Consider the following 2482-nt stretch of genomic DNA (forward strand, 5'->3'; position numbering starts at 1 on the left):
TCACGAAGCCGTACACCATGCTCAGCCCCAGGCCCGTGCCCCGCCCCTCCTGCTTCGTCGTGAAGAAGGGCTCGAACGCGCGCTCCAGCACCTCCGGCGTCATGCCCCCACCCGTGTCCGACACCGCCAGCAGCACGTACGACCCCGCCAGCACGTCCGGGTGCGCCTGCGCGTAGTGGTCGTCCAGCAACGCGTTGCTCAGCTCCAGCGTCAGCTTCCCGCTGCCCCGCATCGCGTCTCGCGCGTTGATGGCCAGGTTGAGGATGACGTTCTCCAGCTGGTGCGGATCCGCCAGCGTGTTCCACAGCCCGCCGCTGATGACCGTCTCCACCTCCACGTCCTCGCCCAGCGCGCGGCGCAGGAGGTCGTCCATGCCCTGCAGCAGCCGGCCCAGGCTCAGCGAGCGCGGCTCCAGCGGCTGCCGCCGAGAGAACGCCAGCAGCTGCCCCGACAGCCGGGCCCCGCGCTCCACCGCGCCCAGCGCCGAGCGCACCCGCTGCAGGCCCCGCTCGTTGCCCGCCAGGTCGCGCTGGAGCAGTTGGAGATTCCCGCCCACCACCTGGAGCAGGTTGTTGAAGTCGTGCGCCACGCCGCCCGTGAGCTTCCCCACCGCCTCCATCTTCTGCGCCTGCCGCAGCTGGTCCTCCGTCTGCCGCTGCTCGGTGACGTCGCGCCCGCTGGCGTACAGCACGCCGTCCTCCGGCACCGGCACCGCCGTCCAGGAGATGCGCCGGTAGCCGCCGTGCTTGCACCGGTAGGCGCTCTCGAAGCTCAGCGTGGGATTTCCTCCCGCCAGGCGGGACACCTCGTCACGCGAGCGCGCGGAGTCGTCCGGGCGCTCCAGCCACTGCGACGTGCGGCCCAGCAGCTCCTCCTCCGTCCACCCCAGCATCCGCGTCCAGGCCGGGTTGACGCTGAGGAACTTCCCATCCTCCAGGCTCCCCACCACCAGCAGGTCCTGGGACACGTTCCACACGCGATCCCGCTCCCGCGTGCGCTGCGCCACGCGCTGCTCCAGCGTCTCGTTGGCCTGCTTCAGCTCCGAGAGCGCCTTGAGCCGGGACACCGTCGCCCACACGCGGTCGGCCACGTTGCGCGTCAGCTCGATTTCCCCCTCCGTCCACGGGCGCGGCCGCACGTCGTGCAGGAACAGCAACGCCACGAGCCGGCCGTGCTCCAGGATGGGAATGTCGAAGAGGGCCCGGACGCCCACCTGCTCCAGCGTGGCCGCCTGGGAGGCCGTGCGCGGGTCCTCCCGCACGTCCGCGATGGCCACCACCTCGCCCCTCAGCAGGTCGTCCAGGAACACGCCGTAGTCCTGGAAGCGGTGCACGCCCTCGATGCTCGTCACGTCCGGCGACGCCATCCAATGCGGGTGGATCCGCACCAGCGCGTGCGTCGCGTCCACCGTGCCGTAGCCCGCGCGCGGCACGCCCAGCAGCCGCCCCACCACCTCCATGGCGAGCAGCGCGGCGGCGTCCGGGGACGTGGCCTCGCGCAGCCGGTCCGCCATCTCCAGCAGCGCCTCCTGCCGCAGCTCCGCCCGCTTGCGCGCGTCGATGTCCACCAGCACGCCGGGAAAGCGCAGCGGCGCGCCCTGAGGGGAGAGGGTGCAGTGGCCGCTGGCCTCCACCCACCGGTAGAGGCCGTCGGAGCGGCGCACGCGGTACTCGGCGCGGTACGAACCGCCCACCCGCAGCGTGCGGGAGATGGCCACCTCCACGCCGGGCCGGTCCTCCGGGTGGATGGCCGCCACGAATTGATCGATGGGCAGCCCCTCGCGCGCCTGCCGGGGGTCCAGCGAGAAGGAGTACGCGAAGCGCTCGTCCGTGACGACGCGGTTGTCGGGCACGTCCCACACCCAGGTGCCAATCATCACCTCGGTGTTCAGCGCCAGCTGCAGGCGCTCGTTGGCCGCGCGCAGCGCCTCCTCGGCCTGCCGGCGCTCGGTGACGTCCTGGGCGATGCCGATGAACTGCGTCGGCTTGCCAGCCTCGTCGTACACGAGCGACGCCCGCCGGTGGATCCACCGCACCTCCCCGGTGTCCGACCTGTGGATGCGGTACTCCACCGACGGGAGGACCTGCCCCGCGGCCCGCGTGCGCGCGTTGGACACGCGGTGCCGGTCCTCCTCCAGCGCGAGCCCCTCGATGACGGGCGCGGGCACGGTCTCCATGCGAGGCACGCCGTACAGCCGGCAGAACTCCGGCGTCACCGCCATCATGTTGGTGGCGATGTCCAACGTGAACACGCCGATGCCGCCCGCCTCCTGCGCCAGCCGCAGCTGTTCGCGCTTCACGCGCAGCCGCTCTTGCGCATCCCGGTCCTGCGGCGCCAGGGGCTCGGGAGCCAGCTCTGGAGCCGTGCCGGTGCCGTCATCCAGCCCCGCGGCGCGCAGGCGGAGCCGCAGACGTTCGACCTCGGCCCTCAGGGCCTGTTCGGTGTCGGAAGGGGGCACGCGCATGAGCGGGGGACCGCGGGT

General features: G+C 72.4%; 1 protein-coding gene. It reads right to left on the reverse strand.

What is annotated here, in order from left to right; all coding sequences use genetic code 11:
* A partial coding sequence (locus D7W79_RS41245) for a PAS domain S-box protein (protein ID WP_120530652.1) occupies positions 1-2464 on the reverse strand: 2464 nt, incomplete at its 3' end.
* Positions 2465-2482: the final 18 nt, after the last annotated feature.

This window comes from Corallococcus exercitus (genome assembly GCF_003611585.1).
In the GTDB taxonomy this organism is placed as follows: Bacteria; Myxococcota; Myxococcia; order Myxococcales; family Myxococcaceae; genus Corallococcus; species Corallococcus exercitus.